A 17,016-nucleotide genomic window follows, 5' to 3' on the forward strand; every position below is an offset into this window, starting at 1 on the left:
CTCTTCTCCCATTTGACCTGCTTGGCGGCGCGGTCTGCCGCGCGCCGGTCCTCCTTAAGTGCGGTCCGGTCGGTCTCTATATTATTGTTATTATTATTTAAGAGGAAAATATCCTCCCCGGCAGCCGGAAAGACCTTTTGTTCTGCCGTGGAGGATATTTCGATTTTTCTTTTCTTGTCATTCATAATATGGTGCCCTGTCAGCAGGATATGCTGTGCTTAACATATGCTGTGCTTAACGCTCGATATGCCTGGCTGACGGCTTTATCCTGCTTTTGTTCTCAGAATTTCTGTGGTCAGATACCGAGCATCATCTTGTCATTTGCGAATTCGTTGCCGGATACCTCCTCGAATTTATCGAGAAGCTGCGAAACCGTCAGATTTTTCTTCTCTTCTCCGGACACATCGTAGATGATATTTCCCTCGTGCATCATGATCAGACGATTTCCGTGGGTGATGGCGTCCTTCATGTTGTGGGTGATCATCAGTGCTGTGAGATGATCGCGGTTGATAATCTTTTCTGTCGCGTTGAGAACCTTCTCGGCTGTCTTCGGGTCAAGAGCGGCTGTGTGTTCGTCGAGAAGCAGCAATTTCGGTTTCTGCAGGGTTGCCATGAGCAGGGTAAGTGCCTGCCGCTGGCCGCCTGACAGGAGACCGACCTTAGCTGTGAGTCTGTCTTCGAGGCCGAGGTTCAGAATCTTGAGCTGTTCGCGGTATTCGTTTCTTTCCGCGGCGGTTACGCCCCATCGAAGACCTCTTCTGGCACCCCGGCGTCTGGCCAGTGCAAGATTCTCGTCAATCTGCATAGTTGCGGCAGTTCCTGTCATGGGATCCTGGAAGACCCGGCCGATGAGGCTGGCGCGCCTGTAATCCGGGAACCCCGTCACATTCTGTCCGTCAATCGTGATGGATCCGGTATCTACCGGCCATACACCGGCAATGGCATTCAGAAGAGTGGATTTTCCGGCACCGTTGCCGCCGATAACGGTCACGAAATCGCCGTCATTGAGCGTGAGGCTGACACCTCTCAGGGCCTTCTTCTCATTTATGGTTCCGGGGTTAAATGTTTTGCTGATGTTTTTGACCTCTAACATTTACCTTCCCTCCGATCTCGAGTTTTTTCCGGCACGGCTGAAGGAGCTTTTTGCCTGTCCCTTCAGATATGGCACTGCAAGGAAGACGGCGACGATGATGGCGGTGAAAAGCTTCATCAGGTTCGAGTCGATCTTCAGCCACAGAACCAGAGTGTATACCAGATAGTAGATGATGCCGCCGACAATAACAAAAACCAGGCGGCCGAAGAAATTCAGCTTTTTGTGGAGGATCGCTTCTCCGAGCACTTCTCCGATGATGACAGCTGCAAGTCCGATGACGATGGATCCGCGTCCGCTGTTGACATCTGCAAAGCCGGAATACTGAGCGGCAAGGCCACCGGCAACGGCTACGATTCCGTTGGAGATCGCCAGGCCGAGAACTTTCATGATATTGATGTTGATGCCCTGTGCCTTTGCCATCTGCTGGTTGCAGCCGGTTGCGCGGATCGCCGATCCGAGCTCGGTTCCGAAGAATAGATAGAGAATGACTATGAGGGCGATGGCGAAGATGCCGCCTACCAGAATAGCATTCGGTACATTCCGCCCGGATATGATCAGGTTATATTTGTCAACACTGACAGCCTGGTTGGCCTTCATCTTCATGATTACGAGGTTTATGGAGTACAGACCGTACTGTGTCAGAATTCCTGCGAGAATGGCCGGGATTCCGAATACCGTGTGAAGGAGGCCGGTGACCGACCCTGCGATCAGGCCCGCGATAAAAGCTATTACAAGTGCCGCCCACGGGTTCCAGCCCGCGAGGATCAGCATTACCGTTACAGCTGCACCGGTTGAAAAGGTTCCGTCGACGGAAAGGTCTGCAATGTCGAGCAGACGGAAAGTAATATAGACGCCGAGAGCCATGATGCCCCAGATAAGGCCCTGTGCAATGCCTGAGGGGAATCTGCCCAGCAGATCCATCGGGTTCAGCGATGCGAAATATGCCTCCATAGATAATTGTTCCTCCTGGTTTTCGTTTTCTCTGTTGTTGCTTTTCTGGCGAAGGTGTGTCCGGAGATCTGTCGGATGTCCGGATTATATGTGCCGCGTTTCGCGGCAGGCGGCCTGTCTGCGTTTTCGAAGAGCTTATAGATACATCGTGCTACATACTGTATAAGCTACGGATTGCTCCGTGCTTCGCACTCCCGCAATCCTACAGGTGACCGACTTCGTCGGTCTGTCGCGGCGTTCGCCCCACCGCTTCACACTTTGTGTGAGCGGATGTGGCTCACTGCCCGCGCACATTCGCACTTCCGTGCCGCTTATGCGTCACTTCGTGCTCATACCTGTTGCCTTCGAAATCGCATCCAGTCTCTTACGCGCGCTTCGCGTGCGACGATCCTGTCTGCGTTTTCGAAGAGCTTATACAGTAAAAGCCCCACCATGTGCTCTTCACACCCTGGTGGGGAAACATTGATGGATCTGTTTCACGAACACGTTGAATAGTATATCACACATTGACAGCTGGTGTCATAAATGTTTGATTTTCGCGCGTGAAATCATTGAATTTTATTCGCTGTCGGAGCTGTCGGCCTTATATGCGGTGTATCCGTCCGGTACAGTGATGCCGAGCTTTTCGCAGATGTCCGGGTTATACTCTTTCACAGGGTTGTCATAGTACTGAATCGGCATCTCGGAGATGTCTGCCTCTCCCTTCAGGATCTGTGCCGCCATCTTGCCGGTCGTCTGACCAAGGCCGTAGTAATCGATGGAAAGGGTGGCAACGCCGCATCCGGCCATGATACCCTCTTCACCTGCAATGATCGGAACCTTTGCCGGAAGGGCTACATTGTTGATGGCCTCGGTGCAGGAAGCCGCTGTGTTGTCGGTCGGGATATAGAGAACATCACTGTTGTTGCATGCCTCTCCGGTGACAGAGGCTACATCGTTGGAGTCAGAGAAGGTGTAGACATTTACGGTGAGTCCTGCGTCTTCCAGATAGCCCTTCACCTGATCCGCCTGATATTTGGAGTTCGGTTCAGCTGAGCAGTACAGGATGCCGACATTTTTTGCATCTGGGAAAAGCTCGGTAACCATGTCCGCCTGCTGATCAAGCGGAGGAAGGTCGGATGTTCCGGAGATGTTGCCGCCGACCGTTCCGTTGAAGTCGTCGATATCAAGCGCAACGCCGTAGTCTGTTATGGAAGTTCCGAGGATCGGGATTGTGCTTGTCGCTGCAGCTGCAGACTGAAGAGCGGCGGTAGCGTTTGCCAGAATCAGATCTACGTTTTCAGATACAAGATTTGTGCAGATCTGTGTCGCGGTTGCGGCGTCGCCTGCGGCATTCTGCTCGTCAAAGGTTACGTTGTCTTCTCCGAGTTCGGATTTAAGCTCGTCTTCGAAGCCCTTTGTTGCGGCGTCAAGAGCCGGGTGCTGTACGAGCTGGCAGATACCGATCGTATATTTTCCGGATGCTTTTGCGGCCGATGCGGAGGCGGCGGTTACCGACGCTGAAGCGGACGCGGACGAAGCGGAAGAATCTGCGGATGATGCCGCAGAAGAAGCTGTAGAGCCGCTTCCACAGCCGGCGAGAAGCGCTCCTGCCATGACGGCCGAAAGACAGACGGATGTGATTTTCTTTAATTTCATTTCTTGTCCTCCCTAAATATTACTGTTTTGATGCTGGATTTTGCTGGATCATACAAAACGCTTTAACGCTTAAAAGCGTTACACGTTGCTGTATTAAAGTATTTAAAAGATAATTTACCACATACCGGGGTGGCCGTCAATCTGAAGCTTATAAAAAATAATTGTTAACTTTCACCTTATTTTCCTCCCTTTGCTTTTTTCATCATTTCAGCGATTTCAGGTCATTCAGGGCTTGCTTTTCTTGCCAAGTCATTTCCGGATATCCAAAAAAGATACCATTCAGAATTCTTCGGATCAAATCTCCCGTCTGATAATTTTCCAGATCATGAAGCGGGACATGATGAATCTTTTCAGAATACCTTTCCATCAGATGATGGCTGACCCTGAGCGACATACGCATCTGCATCCAATTACGCAAAAGTCCCAGTACCATCTGAACAAGAATTAAGGATACAACCGCCATAGGGATCCAGCGGAAGCTTTCCCGGAATACAGCGCTCAGGGAACCCGTATAACTACGCTGTTCTGTAAAATGATCAATCACAATCTGATTCACAAAAGAAAGCAGAACAGATAGAATGATAGAAATCTATCCTCCATCTCAAAAAACACAATCCAGTTGCCTGCATTTCAATTTGCTGACAAGAATCCCAGGCTTTCTCATCAGAAACTGACAGAATTTGGACAGAAACAGAAAAAGAAAAAGCAGAGAACGAGCTTCTGTGAATACTCATTCTCTGCCTTCTGCCGTTCCGGCGTTAATTCAGTTCGTCTATGACATTGGTACACCAGCAGACCGGGCGGCCGGAAAAGGCTGTTGTCGGGAGGATGCCGTAATCCGTGCCGTAAGCTTCTACTGTTTTCCGCTCCCCTGCGTAGATGGCCACATGGTAGATATAGCCGTTTTCCGCGTAGAAGATCAGGTCTCCCGGCTGAGCGGAGGCTGGTGTGATCTTGGTTCCGACCTGCGCCTGCGCTTCCGCTACCCTGGGAAGGGAAATACCGACCCGTGCGTAGATTTGCTGCACCAGGCCGGAGCAGTCGCAGCCGTTGTAGATATCATTGCCGCCCCAGAGGTTCCGTCCGCAGGTGAGGCCGGATGCCCGCAAGTATCGCGGAAAACCCGGATGATGGCATGTACTGCAGCTGCCAGGCCGGATGCCTGCAAATGTCTCAGACACCCCGGATGAATCCGATGCGCCGGCCGTCTGTCAGTGCAAATTTGCTCCTGTCAGAACCCACATATATAACATCAGAAAATACATATACTGTGTCACGGAATTGAATTTCTTTCCTTCCTCCGGATTTAAGACCGCTTCCGGAAAGACATCGCAGAGGAACTTCCCGTTCCCGCAGTACAGATTCTGCTGAAGCAGCCGCTTCCCTTCCCGGATGACCTCCGGGTACATCACCAGACCCCACCGGAACTGATCCATCAGATGAACATAGAGAGAGGTGACGATAACGCCTGTGGAGGACTGGTTGACTGCCTGGAGCCTGGTCACCAGATCCTCCGCGCCGGAGAAACAGACGCCGGCCTTCTGAAACAATTCCCTGTTTTTTTCATAGAAATCCCAGAAGCTTCCCACGTTCAGCCCGAATCGCCGGACTCGCTGGAGAATCTGGAACTGTCTGGCCGGGCAGGCGGAGGACTGCTTCACCAGAGCCTCTTTCACCGCCTTTTTGACGGTCTTTCCAATCAGCTCCCCCAGCTTTACATGGCCGGAGGCGGTGGTAAGCAGGTATTCTGATTCCATCGGAGCAGCAATGATCGTTCCGTCTGTCCCGGACCCCGTGGCAATTTCATGGGAATAGCAGGATCCCAGAAGCAGCTCCTGAACCGCCGCCGCCTTCGCCTCCGAGCATAAAACCAGCGCGCGCAGCATGGCGGCGTCCGTCATGCGCTGGTTTACCATCAGAATAATATTAATGGTTCCGATAAATCCGGGATCCTTCCCGTCCGCTTCTGCCTTCTCCTTCTGTCCTTCTTTTCCCGCTTTCTCTTCCTGTTCTGCCTGGTCTTCTTCTCCTGCCTGCTCTGCCTGTTCTCCCTGTTCTTTTTTTCCTGCTTTCTCTGCCTGTTCTTCCCGGCTCATGCTCCGGACAGATGTGCCCCCGATCCGTTTCTGACAGTCCTCCCGGCCGTCCGGAGCCGGGATATACTGCCCGTTCTTTTCCATATACCAGGTGGGATCTCCCGGACTGACCGCGTTGTGCTCAATTCCCCCGGACACCACGGCGCGCACGGTCAGATCCTCATAGGTTTCCTCTGCTTCCGCAGACAGCTCGATCCAGGCCGCCGTGCTCATGGCCACCGTAGTTTCCGGATTCTCCCCCTCTTCCCGCACCTGCCGCGCCAGCTCCTCCCCGTAATCGTCCTCTTTCATGACAACCTCATAGGAGCCGTCGCCCTGGCAGTTGATGTTCATCAGGGTGGTAATTCCCTCCCGGATGCCTCCGTTCAAAGGAGAGGTGCACAGTGTCTTTCTGGGGCTGTTAAAGTGAAAGATACTGCTGCTGTTTGTCCTTCGGAATGTCATTTCCGCTTCGTTTTTTTCTCCGCTCAGATTTTCCATCTCTGTTCTCCTTCTCCGCTTTCTTTTCCTTCCTGTCAAGCCCGAATTTCAGATTTGTGATGTGGGTGCGACGAGCTTTCTGGCGGCCGGAGCCTCCGCAGATATTTCCGGGGTTCCGGGGGCATTCCTCCGATGAAATCTGCCTGGCCTTCTTCCTGCAGATTCTCTTTTTCCACCTCCGCGCACTATGTCCGTGCGTAAGCGCTTTTCACCTGCCGGTGGATTTACACGTCCACCAGCTTCCCGTGCACAACAAGCCGCACGGCGGAATCCCCGGTGCAGGTGGACAGCGAGACAATCTTGTCGTTCACATCCAGCGCCACATGCAGATCCTCCTCCGACTGCTCCTGCAGGTAGGTCAGAAACTGCTGATACGCCTGATCATTCTCAAATGACGTCTGAAAGGCCATGTCCTTCCGGTCCGCATTGGCATTATGATACGAGAAAATCTGGTACATGTGCCAGCCGTCCTCACGGTAAATCCAGAAATACGGATTTTCCGATACCAGCCCGGTCTCCCGCACCTTTTTCAGACTCCCGAACATGGAGCCGTTCCGCATGTTATGCCCGAAGATGTAGGTATTCTTATCGGAAAAGTCCGCCGCTGCCTCCGCGTCCAGGAAAATACTGCCGCTGTCATTGCGGCCGCCGGAAAAGGTATGCTTAATATAGTACGTGTTGTCCGTATCCTGCATGATCGGATAGTTGATTCCCAGCGCCGGCGCATACAGCCAGCCGACCGTGTCCGGATTCTCCTTCTGCAGCTTGTCCAGCGCGACCGTCGGCAGCTCCCCGGGCAAAAGCGCCGCGGCACTTCCCGATGAGGAAGAAGAAACTGTACCGACAGACTCCAAGTCGTTATCCCCCGACGGATCGGTAACACCTGCCAGCTCCCGTACCTTTGCATACTCCCGATCCGCGTCCGCATACTGCTTCTGCAGCCAGAACATCCGCGCCGCGCCGAAAACAATCAGCGCAGCCGCCGCGGCCATCACCACCCGAAGGATGATACGTTTCTGACGCTGTGTCAGGCTCTGCGCCCATTTCCGAATCCGTTCCATACAACTGTGCACTTTTCTGCACTCCTTTCCCTTCATTCAATCAGACCGTATTTTACCTTAATCCGCTCCAGCTTTTCCAGCATCGGCTGACTGATAAACCAGAGGCACAGCACGTTTGCCAGCGCGTGTACCAGATCCACCGGCACGCCGGAGATATAGATCGCCAGCAGGTTCTTCCAGTTAATCGCGTAAGAGCTCATCACCAGCGCCGCCGGATTCATAATGCCGCCGTAGATAAAAACCGTGGTCAGAAAACCATAGACGCACAGAGACCAGCGGCTGGCCTTCAGCCATCCCTTCTGGTACAGAATCCCGGCCAGAAAGCCGATGATGCCGGCCGAGAACATCTGCCAGGGCGTCCACGGCCCCTGCCCGAACAGCATATTGGAGGAGAGCATGGTCAGCGATCCGACCAGAAAACCGGATTCCGCGCCGAAGCACACGCCGGTAAGGATGGCAAAGGTCTCCACCGGCTTAAAGCTGGGAAACGCGAACAGCACGGCACGCGAAGCAACCGCCAGAGCCGTCATCACCGCGATAATCATCAGCTCCCGCGCCTTCGGCTTTCTTCCCTCGAACACCATAAAAAAGGGCAGCATGGAAAAAACCAGGATCACCAGACTGATGACCAAATATTTTCTGTCTCCGAACACATTAATGCCGACCCAGATGGTAAGCGGTATCAGAAGCAGGATGATAAAAATGGAGACAATGGTGCGCTTTGTCAGCTTTCCCTTGTGCAAGGGAGCCACGAGGATCTGCTGTGCCTGCGCAAAAACAGAATCCTCCGGCTGCGCCGCAGCCTCGCTGTCGCGGAAATCCGTGTCTACCGGCTGCTGCGGGCGCTTGTTTTCCAGAAAAGCATCCAGAAACCGGTCAAGCTTTTCTTCCTCCAGCATGAATCGTCTCTCCTTTCCAGTCTTTTCCGTCCGGCTTCCGCCATATCAGCTTCCGCGGCTCTGGGCTAATGTGCGGTTCATCGCCGTGATCACATCCTCCGCGGTGACCGCGTCCGGATAGAAGTGACGGGCCATCCGGTTCGCCGCTGTCGTGTAGAAGCTGTTCCCCGCAAAAAAGGCGCGGGCCGTATTGCTTGTGACAAGATTGCCCTGGAAAAACAGCCCCACCCGGTCCGCGTACTGAGCGCAGAACTCCACATCGTGAGAGATCATCAGAACCGTCACCCCATGGGCGGTAAGCCGGCGCAGAATCTGCCCCAGATCCCGCTTGAAGTAATTGTCGATACCCTTTGTCGGCTCGTCCATAAGCAGAATCTGCGGGCGCAGCAGCAGCACCTTCGCAAGAGCCAGCCGCTGCTGCTCTCCGCCGGACAGATCATACGGGTGGCGATCCAGCAGATCCTCCAGCATGGTCAGCGAGACGATACCCTCCACGGCTTCCTTTTTCGGCATGTCAATCGGATAGGCGGAGGATTTTTTCTGCCGTTTTCCGTCTATCATCTCGTACAGATCCTCCCGCACCGTCTTTTTTACGAAGAGACTCTGCGGGTTCTGCGGCATCACTCCCAGAAAACCGTGGTACAGCTCATCATCGGAATACTTATTGATGTCGCGGCCGTTCAGCCAGATCCGTCCCCGGTAGGGAAAACGAATGTGCGCAATCAGATTCATGGTCGTACTCTTGCCCGTGCCGTTGCCGCCGACAATCGCAAAAATCTCGCCGCGCCGCACGTCCATGGAGAGGCCGCGCACGACATCCGGCAGATCGCGGTCATAGCGGAACCAGACATCCCGGACCCGGATCGCCGGGATGTCCCCGCCGCGGGCATCCTTCGGATTACGTTTGCCCGCAGGTTCCGGCATCTCCGCGGCTGCCGAAGCTCCTTTTTCTCTTTCCCCGCAGGCCGCCAAAGTCTCTTCCGGGCTTGTTCTGCCCGCAGACGGATTTTGGGGTTTCCCATTTCTTTCTTTGGCGCCCGCCGCGTCCGAGGGCTGCGGTTCTGTCCGCACCGCTTCCGCACCCAGCAACTCCTGCATCCATCTGCGTCCCTCGCTGACCGTCAGCGGACACGGAAGTGCATGCGCTTTCTGCTCCCGCGCCGTCACCCCGGCGTAAATCTGCATCGGCGTGGGCATGGAGAGAAACATGTCGTGTCCCATATCGTGAAGGCGCTGTCCGATCTCCGATGGGGTTCCCGTTGCGATCATGCGCCCGCTGTCCATAACCAGAAGGCTGTCCGCCCACGGTATGACATCCTCCAACCGGTGTTCGGTAAGCAGAATGGTCGTTCCGATGTCCCGGTTGATCTTCCGCACCGTCTCCAGAAAATCCGAGGCGGCAATCGGATCCAGCTGGCTGGTCGGCTCGTCCAGAATCAGCAGCCGCGGGTGCATGGCCATGACAGAGGCCAGGTTCAGCAGCTGCTTCTGCCCGCCGGAGAGCTCCGACACATTGCGCATAAACCAGTCCTGGATTCCGAAATAGGACGCCATCTCCGCCACCCGCAGACGGATGGTCGGCGTGTCGCACCCCAGGCTTTCCAACCCGAAGGCAAGCTCATGCCAGACCTTGTCCGTCACAATCTGGTTGTCCGGATTCTGCAGGACGTAGCCGATCTCCGCGCTCTGCGTGCGGTGGGAAACCTCATCCAGCGGCACGCCGCAGTAGCGTATCGCGCCGCTGCGCTGCCCGTGCGGGGCAAGAACGCTCTTGCACTGCCGGAGCAGCGTGCTCTTTCCGCATCCGCTTTTTCCGCAGAGCACCACAAAGCTGCCTTCCTCTACTGTCATGTCTACCTGCTTCAGGGCAGGAGCCGAAGCCTCCGGATACTGGAAGCTGAACGCTTCCACCTCTAAAATATGCACGTCTTAATCTCTCCCAGGCAGCCGCGGAGCATTTCCGGATGGAAGCACCGCGGCAGTCATCATGTATCTGTACTTATGTCTATGTTATTCGGTGCTCGGGGAGGAGCTTTCCTTCCCGTGCTGTACCGGGTCCTGCAGGTACCAGGGCAGATGCCTCTCCAGCCGCGCCTTCCTGGCAAGGGAGGCGAACCGCGCATCCTCCACCGCACCAAGCACGGACGGAAAAAAGCAGATAACCGCCCACGCCGCAAAGCAGAGGACGCCGGCCGGCGTAAGCGGCCAGCCCCCGATGCTGATATACGGATTATATACCGCCGTCGTCACGCCCTGCGACGCGCCCAGCAGAAAAACCGCCATGGACGCGCCCAGAACACCGCAGGCCATCCCGTCTCTGGCATCGAAGCGGAAAATCGAAAACGCCGTCCGCCCGTGCAGCCCGTAGCCGCGGGACTGCATGGAATCCGAGGTATCGATCGCGTTCTCCAGCGCCCAGGTGATCAGCACTGAGAGGATCGTAATCGAGTGCCGGATTCTCTGTATCAGGTTACCGCTGCCCGCGTCCCTGCCGACCGCCTTCTGCCCGTTCCGGATAATTTTCGCCTGCGCGTGAAAGCGGGGCACAAACCGGAACACCATGGACAGAACCAGCGAAAGCGCCGGAATGACGCGCCCGAACAGGTAGACAAACTTGTCCGTCGTCATCACGACGTTGCAGCAGGAAAACCACAGGATGGAGATAAAAAGCATCGAGGAGAGGACAACGCCGTAGACAATCGCCTCGACCGTGACCGGCCCTGTTTTCAGATAAAACAGAAAGGTCACGCCGTAGTGGTTGAACAGAGGGTTGATCAGCGCGACCAGAATCATTGCCGGAATAGAATAAAGAATATTAAATTTCAGCACCGGCCTCCAGCCGCGCAGGCGCCCCGCATAGCAGAGCGCCCCCGCAAAGGAGATGCCAAGCAGTACCGGATGGGTCATCAGAACCGTTGTCAGAAGCACCACCAGAAAATACACAAAATTTACGGCCGGATGGCAGGACGAAAAGGCATCCGCCCTGCGTTTCGCACAAAAACTGCGCCCCGCCCCCGGTCTGCCCTCCATATACGGACTGCCTTCCGGACCCGTGCTATGTTCTGCACCCGCGCTGCCGGCCGGGGCGGACTGTCCGGCTTTCTCAGTTGTCATAATACTGGTCTCCCACATCGCGGCCCAGGTCGCAGGTATAGCGCCACTGGATCACGTCGCCGTCGCTGATAGTGTATTTCGAGCAGCCGTAGTTCGGGAACCACCCGTTTACGCTGTACATCCAGCCGGAAAGCTCGCCGCAGTCAAATTCGTACAGCTGGTTGATGCCACGCACATAGTAGGAGCTGTAGACCGGCGTGTAGTCAGCCTCCATCTGGATGCCGGTGTCGCGGCAGATCCGGTACAGAAGGTCGTAGACCGTCTCGCCGGGGGTGTACTCCACCGTCGAGGCGTACAAAATATACCCATCCGCCGGAACAAAGGACGTCTTGGTGCTCTTCAGGTTATCCATGTTGTTCAGGATAGTCATACAGTCGATCGAGATGGTACAGGTATGCGCCGATCCGCTGTTTCCGCTGCCGGAACCGCCTGTCCCGTCCGTACCGTCTGTGCCGCCGCTGCCTTCCGTATTCTTCGCGGCGCCTGTGTTTCCGGCCGTCCCGGTGCCGCCCTGCGCAGCACTTCCCTGCGTGCTGCCGCCAGCGGCCGTCCTTTGTGATCCCTTTTCACTTCCGGCCGATCCCGAAGAGGAAGAAACCGAAGAGGAGCTGCTGTCCGCGGCCGCGGACTTCCCGCCGACCAGATAAAAGACGTCTCCCGTCTTTCGCACCTGGAATTCCAGCGTTGTCACCTTGCCGCCGTCTTTCTCCGTCTCCCCCACTGTGACATCCGTCACCTTTTCCGGGGAGCCGTCCGCCATGCCGACCAGGATCACCGTGTCCGCGTCCCACTTCTCCGTAAGCGTCAGGCGCAGGCGCGCCGGAGCGGCCAGGTTGGTCTTGGGCAGAGAGATCCCCAGCCCGACCGATGCGTGATCCGCCGCTTTCTTTACCTCCTCCGTTTTGTCCTGCGGGAAGCTGACTTTAAGATTCTGTTCCACAGGGTTCTGTATCCTGGCTCCGTCGTAAATCCACGTATAGAGGATTCCAGTCTCCTTGTCCATCGCGTAGAAGCTGTATTCTCCCTGCTTCCCCGCAATGGACTCCATCTGCTTCTGCGTTATCACGCCGTCCGCGGGCAACTCTGTCTCCCGCTCCAGTGTCTCCGCGCCGCCGGAAGAGGAAGAGACAACCTCCTCTGCCGTCTTCTGCGCGTCCCGGTCCATCCGCGTTACTTGACTGCTGTTTACGCCGCCGCATCCGGCCAGACAGGCCAGCAGCACAAACAGGGCGAGAAACGCGGCAAACCCCTTTCTGAGTTTCCTCCGCATGATCATCTGCCTCCCGGTACCAGACCGAAACCATCAGACCGAAACCGGCGCAGTACCCCGTAAGAGGCGCCACGCAGTCCGGCTTCCGTCTGATTTGAAATTCACCACAAAAGTTATCTGATGATGCCAGAAGTTTCAAAAAATAAATAATTATTGACATCATTTGGGGGCAAAAGACCTTTTGACCCCAACATATCTCGTTATGTAAAACTCTGTCCCACGCTACGGCCTGCGCTTTTTCCTGTAAGCCAGGTACAGGCACACACCGAGCACCGCCGCACCTGCCAGTATGCAGATGATATACGGCAGGAACGCGCCCGCATGGGAATTCACGCCCTGTTCGGCCCCATTTCCGGAAGCCGCGGCGGACTTGCCCGGATCGCCGGAGGTGCTGCCGACCGCCATCTCCGCGGAGGCCTCTCCGTCCTCATCCCCGGTCAGGTCCATATCCTTTCCGGTAAACTGCCAGCCGCTGTTCCCGGAGTTGTCCGAAGAAACGGACTCTGCGGGCTTGGCTGCGCCCGTGGAGCCGGCCGCCGTCTTTCCCGCCGTCTTTCCGGCTGCGCCGGACGCGGCCGCTGTGCCGCTGTAGACGCGAGCCCCCGAACCGCTTCCGCCGGAAGAGCCCCCGGAACTGCCGGAGCCGCTGCTGGTGTTTATTCCTCCTGCTGTCTTTCCGCTGGAGCTTCCGGTTCCGGACGTGCCGGTTTTGGTATTCTCCAGCCCCGTGCCTTTGCCGTCTCCCTGTCCTCCCGCCGTCAGAGTGACGTCGGACATATCATACAGGGAAGCCTTTCCGTCCAGCATCCGCTGATAGGCCACCAGCGAATAGAAGCCCTGGCCTGTCGCCAGCCCGTCCACCGATCCGGCGGCGGCGCCCCCGTTATTGGCCGCGCCGGGCTTTACATGCATAAAGCCACTGTTGTCGATGTGGTAGGAGATCATGTTCTCCACCGTCCAGCTGCCGCCCTTGATAAAGCGCGCGTCCGTCTTCGGGTCGATTCCCAGCGCCGTGAGAGCGGTAAGCACCTGTGCGACAGATTCCGAGGTCTCCACGCCCATGGTGCCGTAGCCGCCGTCCGAGAGCTGCATTTTCCCCAGTCGGTCCAGTGCCCTGTCGATGGCCGCAGTTACCTTCTCTCTTCCCTCTTTCTGATAGTAGGGTGCAAGCGCCTGCAGCGTCATGGCCGTAATATCCGTGTCCGCCGAGGTGCCGGAGAGCGCCCAGCCGCCGTCCGAAAGCTGTCGGTCCAGAAGATACTGCACCAGCACATCCTCCGTGGTCTGCGTGCCGACCCCGCTCACCTTCGGGATGCTGTAGGCCGGGTTGGACTTGAGCGCGATCAGCGCCCAGATCGGGCCGTTCAGCCCCTGGCTCTTTACCTTGTCAAAATCCGCAAGATTCTGCAGCAGGTTGTAGCCCGCCACATTCTGCGCGTCCTTCCCGATAGCCGTCAGCACCAGGATTGTCTTGGAGTACTCCGACATCTTCGTGTCCGAGAGCACGCCGTTCTTCTCCTTCAGGTAGTTGGCCAGATGGTTATAGTAGGTGGAAAAATAGCTGTCCGAAAGATTCCTTCCGTAGCGGGCGGAGGCAAGCACATACCACTCGCTTCCGACCGTCGGGCTGGTATCGACGGACTGCACGTAGGCGTCCGTTTCCTTCAGGATCGTGCCGACCGATTTCGAGAGGGCGTTCGCCCCGGTGCGCACCGTAACCTTGCAGGATGCGTAGAGGGAGCTGTCTCCCTTTACGCGCACCGTGATGGTGGCGGTTCCTTTTTTTACACCCTTTACCACGCCGCTGCTGCTGACCGTCGCCACATCTTCCGAAGAGCTGCTCCACACGTAGGAGGGCCGCTCCGTCGTCTCTGTCGGCACCAGTCTGGGCGTCAGCTGCAGGGACTCTCCTTTAAGCAGGGACGCCGTTGTCTGCAGCGTCAGTCCGGTAAGCGGCACCACATGCCCGGCAACCGCATAGGTTCCCGGCACATCCGTCCGGACCGTTACGATACCGGCCGCGGCGTTAAACTGCGCCTGCAGTTTTTTAACTGTTGTCTTTCCCGCGCCGGAGGATGCGTCCTGCACCAGATACAGCGCCGGATCCGACAGGTCGGAAAGGCCGCCGACCGAGAAGGTCAGCGTCTCCGGCTGATCCGGAACCGCCTCTGATCCGCTGCGCAGATCCTTCCAGCTGATCTTCCATGCCGCTGCGGCATCATCCGCCGTGGCGTCCTTTTTCCGCACCGCCTTGCTGACCGCTGTCAGGGACGAGAGCCGCGAGGCTTCCAGCTTCAAGTACCAGTCCGACCCGCTCTGCGTTACCTTTCCGGATGTGGAAATGCCGCCGGCGATATACGCCTGCGCCGCCGGGCGCTTCTGCTGGACGGAATCCGACACCGTCAGCAGGCCGCCGCAGAGGTTCAGCGCGTTTTCCGCCGCCAGGTAGTCCTGTACGGTCTGCGCCTGAAGATTAAAGGCCGCCCCGGTGTCCAGTGCGTTGACCGCGGCCTCCACCTGCGCCGTCAGGTTGGCAAGGGCTGTGTTCAGTCTCTGTATAAGCGCGCCGTCCAGCTGGCTCTTCTGCCCGTCGTCCAGGTTCTGGTATGCCTCCGCCGCGGTCGCCACCGCAGCCGCCTGGGAAAGACCCCCGTCCGGATCCACCCCGGCAAGCGCCTGCTGCGCCGCGGCCAGCTGCTTCTGCAGCTCCTCGATTCTGCCGGATGCCTGCGTCAGCTTCCGCAGCAGGCTGGCGTCCATCAGTCCCTTCTCCGTGGTGGAGAGCGCCTGATACGCTGCCTGGGCGGCGTCCACCGCCGTCTGGTCCGCCAGCATCAGGGCAGACAGGGACGGCAGGGCTTCGATCTGTGCCTCCACAGCCAGTACGCCAGCGTAGGTTTTCTCCAGCTGCGTCATCTGCTCCGTGCAGCGTTTCAGCCGGCGCTCCAGGGCGTCCGCATCCTTCAGGTAGCCGCGCGCCGTATCGCTCAAGCTGTCCCACGCTGTCTGCGCGGCGTGTACCGCGTCCGCGTCACTGATTTTCAGATCTCCTGCCTTCGGAAGTACCTCGATCTGCGCCTGCACCTGCTCCGCCACTTCCTTGGCGTCCCCGACCGTTACGGTGCAGGCCGCCTGGATGCCGGAGCCCTGCTGAACCGCCGTAATCTTCGCGGTGCCCTTTGCCACCGATGTGACAAGTCCGTTCTGGTCTACCTTTGCCACCGACTCCCGGTCGCTGCTCCAGGTCAGACGCAGCGCCTCCGTGGCGTTGGCAGGCGAACCCGTTACCGAGAGCTGCGCCGTCTGGTCCGCCTCCAGAAAAACGGAGGCCGTGTTCATCGTGATGCTCTGGTACGGCCTGTCTACCACATGCACGGTACACTGGCCGGCAAGGCCGCTCTGCGTCTTCGCCGAAATCTGCACGTCGCCCCGTGCGTGGGGCGTCACATTTCCCTTCTGGTCAACCGTGGCAATGCTGCTGTCGGAGCTCTCCCAGGTCAGCTCCGAAAAATCCGCGTTCTCCGGGCTGACGGTGGCCGTCAGCTTTTCGGACTCCCCGTTTACATAGAGCGTCAGCTCCGATACGGAAAGCGTCACCAGCTCCGGCCAGACCATGGCGCGCTCCGGCAGAGCCTTCAGCGCCGCGTCCACCTGGGACTGCGTGGCGTCCAGCTGCTGTGCGACGGCGCAGGCCGCCTGATAGGCGCTCTGCTTTGCCTCTGTGTCCAGCCACTGGGACGGGTTCTGGTTAATATAGGCCAGCCTGGTCAGCAGCGCCGACTTGTCCGCGCGGACATAGTCCGGCGTGCCTCCGTAGACCTCCCCGGAAATGTCCTCGCCCGTGCCGTACAGCGTAAACTGCAGACGGACGACATCTCCGGAACTGACCTTGTAGTAGCCGATTCCGACGCCCGGAATCGTATTGTTTACCGAATAGATCCAGCCGGAGGTGTTGGTTCCGGCCGCGTCGTTCCCATAGGAAAACTCCCGCAGGTGCGGGGCATCCTTATTGGCCAGGTCGGACGGGATGGTAATGCCCGCCTTTGCCGCCATCTTTCTTGTGCTCTCCGGGAGCATCAGCGTACCGTCCGGGTCCGCGTTCTGGATTCCGGACAGGTAGGCGCCGTAGGACGCCGTCTCCTTGATCTCCAGCGGATAGCCCCTGGCCGGCAGGTAATCCTGCAGCACCTGCGCCACCGTCTCCCCCTCCGTCACCGGGACGATGTCCGGCTCCGTAATCCAGCCGCGCCCGATGGCAAACTTCTCCACCGAGAGCACAACATAGGAGGAGGCAGCGGCCTCCTGCGCCTGTACCGGCGCAGGAGATACCCCTGCCAGAAGCCCCGCTGTCAGGAGGACGGCAAGCAGCATGGTCAGCAGCCTTTTTCCGATTGTGATTCTCTTCTTCATCGAA

The 17,016-nt window shown here is 57.3% G+C and carries 12 protein-coding genes; all 12 read right to left on the reverse strand.

Annotated features, from left to right (window positions below):
• Positions 1–295: 295 nt before the first annotated feature.
• The 12 genes from ACTQ1O_RS06160 to ACTQ1O_RS06215 all read right to left on the reverse strand — a co-directional run bounded on the left by ACTQ1O_RS06160 (position 296) and on the right by ACTQ1O_RS06215 (position 17,012).
• The gene (locus ACTQ1O_RS06160; RefSeq protein WP_441098962.1) at positions 296–1,093 is read right to left on the reverse strand and encodes an ABC transporter ATP-binding protein; all 798 of its coding nucleotides are present in this window, start codon (positions 1,091–1,093) and stop codon (positions 296–298) included.
• The gene (locus tag ACTQ1O_RS06165; RefSeq protein ID WP_441486557.1) at positions 1,094–2,044 is read right to left on the reverse strand and encodes an ABC transporter permease; all 951 of its coding nucleotides are present in this window, start codon (positions 2,042–2,044) and stop codon (positions 1,094–1,096) included. It lies immediately after the preceding gene.
• Positions 2,045–2,602: 558 nt separating this feature from the next.
• Positions 2,603–3,682 (reverse strand): ABC transporter substrate-binding protein, encoded by a 1,080-nt coding sequence (locus tag ACTQ1O_RS06170; protein ID WP_441486558.1) that lies wholly within the window; start codon positions 3,680–3,682, stop codon positions 2,603–2,605.
• Between the two features lie 202 nt (positions 3,683–3,884).
• The gene (locus tag ACTQ1O_RS06175) at positions 3,885–4,271 is read right to left on the reverse strand and encodes an ABC transporter transmembrane domain-containing protein (protein WP_441486647.1); all 387 of its coding nucleotides are present in this window, start codon (positions 4,269–4,271) and stop codon (positions 3,885–3,887) included.
• A gap of 169 nt (positions 4,272–4,440) precedes the next feature.
• Complete coding sequence (locus tag ACTQ1O_RS06180) at positions 4,441–4,863, reverse strand: C40 family peptidase (protein ID WP_441486559.1); 423 nt, start codon at positions 4,861–4,863, stop codon at positions 4,441–4,443.
• 30 nt (positions 4,864–4,893) lie between these two features.
• The gene (locus ACTQ1O_RS06185) at positions 4,894–6,258 is read right to left on the reverse strand and encodes an adenosylcobinamide amidohydrolase (RefSeq protein WP_441486560.1); all 1,365 of its coding nucleotides are present in this window, start codon (positions 6,256–6,258) and stop codon (positions 4,894–4,896) included.
• Positions 6,259–6,482: 224 nt separating this feature from the next.
• Positions 6,483–7,319 carry a class B sortase gene (gene srtB, locus ACTQ1O_RS06190; protein ID WP_441486561.1) on the reverse strand — a complete coding sequence of 279 codons (837 nt, stop codon included), beginning with the start codon at positions 7,317–7,319 and terminating at the stop codon, positions 6,483–6,485.
• A gap of 32 nt (positions 7,320–7,351) precedes the next feature.
• Positions 7,352–8,218, reverse strand: coding sequence for an ECF transporter S component (locus ACTQ1O_RS06195; RefSeq protein WP_441475072.1), 867 nt, complete (start codon positions 8,216–8,218; stop codon positions 7,352–7,354).
• A 45-nt stretch (positions 8,219–8,263) separates the two neighbouring features.
• Positions 8,264–10,144 carry an ABC transporter ATP-binding protein gene (locus ACTQ1O_RS06200; RefSeq protein ID WP_441486562.1) on the reverse strand — a complete coding sequence of 627 codons (1,881 nt, stop codon included), beginning with the start codon at positions 10,142–10,144 and terminating at the stop codon, positions 8,264–8,266.
• Positions 10,145–10,228: 84 nt separating this feature from the next.
• A complete protein-coding gene (locus ACTQ1O_RS06205; RefSeq protein ID WP_441475070.1) occupies positions 10,229–11,332 on the reverse strand; it encodes an energy-coupling factor transporter transmembrane component T in 1,104 nt (367 codons plus the stop codon).
• Positions 11,322–12,602, reverse strand: coding sequence for a DUF4430 domain-containing protein (locus tag ACTQ1O_RS06210; protein ID WP_441475069.1), 1,281 nt, complete (start codon positions 12,600–12,602; stop codon positions 11,322–11,324). Before ACTQ1O_RS06210 ends, ACTQ1O_RS06205 begins: the two co-directional genes overlap by 11 nt.
• A 222-nt stretch (positions 12,603–12,824) precedes the next feature.
• Positions 12,825–17,012, reverse strand: a complete 4,188-nt coding sequence (locus ACTQ1O_RS06215; protein ID WP_441486563.1) for an Ig-like domain-containing protein — start codon at positions 17,010–17,012, stop codon at positions 12,825–12,827.
• Between the last annotated feature and the right edge of the window lie 4 nt (positions 17,013–17,016).

The sequence above is a fragment of the Bilifractor sp. LCP21S3_A7 genome (assembly GCF_052118825.1).
Classification (GTDB): domain Bacteria; phylum Bacillota; class Clostridia; order Lachnospirales; family Lachnospiraceae; genus Bilifractor.

Coding starts and splice junctions, on each gene's coding strand:
- ACTQ1O_RS06160 (WP_441098962.1), bottom strand. CDS start 1,093: ATGTTAGAGGTCAAAAACATCAGCAAAACATTTAACCCCGGAACCATA.
- ACTQ1O_RS06165 (WP_441486557.1), bottom strand. CDS start 2,044: ATGGAGGCATATTTCGCATCGCTGAACCCGATGGATCTGCTGGGCAGA.
- ACTQ1O_RS06170 (WP_441486558.1), bottom strand. CDS start 3,682: ATGAAATTAAAGAAAATCACATCCGTCTGTCTTTCGGCCGTCATGGCA.
- ACTQ1O_RS06185 (WP_441486560.1), bottom strand. CDS start 6,258: ATGGAAAATCTGAGCGGAGAAAAAAACGAAGCGGAAATGACATTCCGA.
- srtB (WP_441486561.1), bottom strand. CDS start 7,319: ATGGAACGGATTCGGAAATGGGCGCAGAGCCTGACACAGCGTCAGAAA.
- ACTQ1O_RS06195 (WP_441475072.1), bottom strand. CDS start 8,218: ATGCTGGAGGAAGAAAAGCTTGACCGGTTTCTGGATGCTTTTCTGGAA.
- ACTQ1O_RS06205 (WP_441475070.1), bottom strand. CDS start 11,332: ATGACAACTGAGAAAGCCGGACAGTCCGCCCCGGCCGGCAGCGCGGGT.
- ACTQ1O_RS06210 (WP_441475069.1), bottom strand. CDS start 12,602: ATGCGGAGGAAACTCAGAAAGGGGTTTGCCGCGTTTCTCGCCCTGTTT.
- ACTQ1O_RS06215 (WP_441486563.1), bottom strand. CDS start 17,012: ATGAAGAAGAGAATCACAATCGGAAAAAGGCTGCTGACCATGCTGCTT.